The sequence below is a fragment of the Pedobacter sp. 10L46_2 genome (assembly GCF_056395165.1).
Genome location: NZ_JBFTIZ010000395.1, coordinates 1 through 3264, shown reverse-complemented (window position 1 = coordinate 3264; position 3264 = coordinate 1). Strand labels below are relative to the sequence as shown.

Sequence of the window (3264 nt, the reverse complement as noted above, 5' to 3'; positions counted from 1 at the left end):
GAATAGAACCATAAACCATGCAGGAGTAGGGTTGTCCAGCTCTGCAATTCCATCAAATTGATGTTCCATTACGATATCTTTCTCCTCAGCGATTGGCCTTAAGCCCATTAATTTTACCCAGATTGATGGTTTCTTAGGTCGCGCGATTTCGGTCTTTTCAGCAGCAATACGTCTTAACCTTTTCTCTTCAGGTGTTGCGAACTGAGTAGGGTTCAGGCTTTCATGCACATATACTTTAATTACCTTTAGAAGCAGCACTGATACTGCAAGGAGCAATACTGCGGTAATCAGTAAGGCCCAGATAAACATATCTGTCATTGTACATCATCTTTTAAGGGTAATTCACTCATATACTTAATCTTATCCTTTTTCATTATCAAAAGCAATGCAGCTACCATAATGAAGAATAATAGGAATATGCCAAGTGATGTTATTAAATACACCTGGCTACCATCTACCTGATTTAAAAATTGTTTAAACATCTTTAAGAATTTTAGTTCTACTTAGCTTTAATGTCTGTACCTAATCTTTGCAGATAGGCTATAATTGCAATAATTTCTTTGTCGCTTTGAACACGTACGTTGCTTTTGCGAAGGTCCGCAGCAATCTCTTTTGCCTGGTTGTTAAGATGACTATTCGCCTTATGTTCAAAACCAGGTTCATATGGAACACCAAGAGTCCGCATAGCATTAATCTTGGCAATGGTTGTAGTGGTATCCAGTTTTTGGTTAATCAACCACTCATACGGAGGCATAATACTTCCTGGTGACATGGTTTGAGGATCCAATAGGTGATTAAAGTGCCATGCATTGGAATATTTATCACCTTCCCTTGCCAAATCAGGGCCGATACGTTTTGAACCCCAAAGAAATGGGTGGTCATATACGAACTCACCGGCTTTACTATACTCACCATACCTTTCTGTTTCGGATCTGAAAGGCCTTATCATTTGGGAGTGGCAGCTCACACATCCTTCTCGTATATAAAGGTCCCTTCCCTGCAATTCAAGCGGTGAATACGGTTTTACACTACTAATAGTAGGGATGTTTGATTTTATGGTAAATGTCGGCATCATCTCAATCATCCCCCCAATTAAGATCACTATTAAAGACAATACCATAAATACCATTGGTTTTCGCTCGAGAATTCTATGAATTTTTTTGTCTGAACCTACCGCCTCATAAGTTTTTGAGAGCGGCTGTGCTTCTGCAGGTTCGTTGGCAAGTAGTTTTCCTGCTCTGGCGGTTTTAATGATGTTATAGGTCATTACTATGACACCAATCAAATACATGGCGCCACCTATGGCTCTTAACACATACATTGGAATGATCTGCAATAAGGTTTCAAGAAAATTGGGATATTTAAGCATCCCGTCTTCAGTAAACTGTTTCCACATTAAGCCTTGGGTAAAACCTGCAAAGTAAAGCGGCACTGCATAGAAAATAATTCCCAGTGTTCCTATCCAAAAGTGAAATGCAGCAAGCTTTTTTGAGTACAGGGGTGTTCTGTAAATTCTGGGTATTAACCAATACAGGATACCGAAAGTTAAAAAACCATTCCAGCCCAATGCACCTACGTGTACGTGGGCAACAATCCAGTCCGTGTAGTGGGCAATAGCATTAATTTGTTTTAGTGCAAGCATTGGGCCTTCAAAAGTGGCCATACCATATGCTGTTAAGCCGACAACCATAAATTTCAATGTGGCATCTTCTCTCACTTTGTCCCATGCTCCACGAAGGGTTAACAAGCCATTGATCATGCCTCCCCAACTGGGCGCGATGAGCATAATAGAAAACACTACACCTAATGATTGTGCCCATGATGGGAGTGATGTATATAGAAGATGGTGAGGACCTGCCCAGATGTAGATGAATATCAGCGACCAAAAGTGCAGGATACTTAACTTATAAGAATATACCGGTCGGTTAGCCATTTTTGGAAGAAAGTAGTACATCATTCCCAAATAGGGGGTAGTTAGAAAGAAGGCTACGGCATTGTGACCGTACCACCATTGAACTAAAGCATCCTGAACACCTGCATACAAATAATAACTTTTAAACAATGATATGGGTAATTGAAATGAATTGACAATATGTAAGACAGCTACCGTAACAAAGGTTGCGATGTAAAACCATATCGCAACATACATGTGCTGTTCTCTTCTTTTGATAATTGTACCAAACATATTTATCCCGAAGACCACCCAAATCACGGTTATGGCAATGTCAATTGGCCATTCCAGTTCAGCATATTCATGAGATGAGGTAAAGCCCAGCGGAAGCGTAATTACCGCTGAAACAATAATAAGCTGCCAGCCCCAAAAATGAATTTTACTTAACATGTCGCTAAACATTCTTGCTTTCAGCAACCGCTGTAGGGAATAGTAAACCCCCATAAAGATGGCATTGCCTACAAATGCAAAAATTACAGCATTGGTATGCAAAGGCCTGATGCGCCCAAAAGTTGTATACTGCGAACCCATGTTTAGCTCGGGCTTAAAAAGCTGCATAGCAGCCAGAAGCCCGACTGTCATGCCAATGATTCCCCAAACAATGGTGGCTACGGCAAAGTTCCTAACGATCTTGTTATCGTAATAGAATTTTTCAGTCATATTGAAATTATAGTTAACGGTTGTAAAATTACTGCTGCCAGGTACGGCTATATGTGATGTAAGTTTTAGCTAGGCATGATCTTCGTCACTTATTTGTATTTCCCTTTCGGCTACCTCGTCATCAAAAAGAATTCTTACAGCCGGGGTAAACGTATCATCATTCTGACCAGATTTAATCATCCAGAAAAAAGCCAAAAGAAACATCAGGGCTAGTAAAATACTACAGCCAATGAGTAAATAAATCATGTTCATAGTAATTTGTTTTTATGTGCAAATAGTCTTACTGCAAGCGAGGTAAACAGGATTATTGTAATGGTACTTAGTGGCATTAGTATCGCCGCCATCAATGGTGATAAAAGTCCTTGTACGGCAAAATATAATCCGGCTGTATTGTACATCAGAGAAATGACAAAGGACATTCCGATTACTTTTACCGCGTCTTTTGCCTGCTGGATAAATTGAGGAATTTTATGAAATGATAATCCATCCAGTATGGCGTCGCATCCAGGAGAAAAATTGTTTATGTTATCTGTAATGGCAACGCCCAAGTCACTTTGTTTAAGGGCACCTGAATCATTTAGTCCGTCGCCGAACATTAAAACTTTCTTTCCTTCTTTTTGAAGTTGTTGGATATAGTCAAGTTTGTCTTGAGG

General features: G+C 39.9%; 5 protein-coding genes. All 5 read right to left on the bottom strand.

Going from position 1 to position 3264, the window contains the following annotated elements; translation table 11 throughout:
• Nucleotides 1-318, bottom strand: a 318-nt coding sequence (locus tag AC1DDX_RS25665; RefSeq protein WP_477622845.1) for a cbb3-type cytochrome c oxidase N-terminal domain-containing protein, incomplete at its 3' end; no start/stop codon positions are given.
• Nucleotides 315-482, bottom strand: coding sequence for a hypothetical protein (locus tag AC1DDX_RS25660; RefSeq protein ID WP_172662627.1), 168 nt, complete (start codon nucleotides 480-482; stop codon nucleotides 315-317). The genes AC1DDX_RS25665 and AC1DDX_RS25660, both read right to left, overlap by 4 nt.
• Before the next feature lie 17 nt (nucleotides 483-499).
• Nucleotides 500-2611: a cytochrome-c oxidase, cbb3-type subunit I gene (ccoN, locus tag AC1DDX_RS25655; RefSeq protein WP_288883692.1), complete on the bottom strand. Its 2112-nt coding sequence runs from the start codon at nucleotides 2609-2611 to the stop codon at nucleotides 500-502.
• Between the two features lie 69 nt (nucleotides 2612-2680).
• A complete protein-coding gene (ccoS, locus tag AC1DDX_RS25650; RefSeq protein ID WP_172662629.1) occupies nucleotides 2681-2863 on the bottom strand; it encodes a cbb3-type cytochrome oxidase assembly protein CcoS in 183 nt (60 codons plus the stop codon).
• The coding region (locus tag AC1DDX_RS25645) for an HAD family hydrolase (protein ID WP_477622844.1) at nucleotides 2860-3264 on the bottom strand (405 nt) is incomplete at its 5' end. The genes AC1DDX_RS25645 and ccoS, both read right to left, overlap by 4 nt.

Bases quoted from the DNA above. Each gene is read 5' to 3' on its own strand.
- AC1DDX_RS25660 (WP_172662627.1), bottom strand. From the start codon at position 482: ATGTTTAAACAATTTTTAAATCAGGTAGATGGTAGCCAGGTGTATTTA.
- ccoN (WP_288883692.1), bottom strand. From the start codon at position 2,611: ATGACTGAAAAATTCTATTACGATAACAAGATCGTTAGGAACTTTGCC.
- ccoS (WP_172662629.1), bottom strand. From the start codon at position 2,863: ATGAACATGATTTATTTACTCATTGGCTGTAGTATTTTACTAGCCCTG.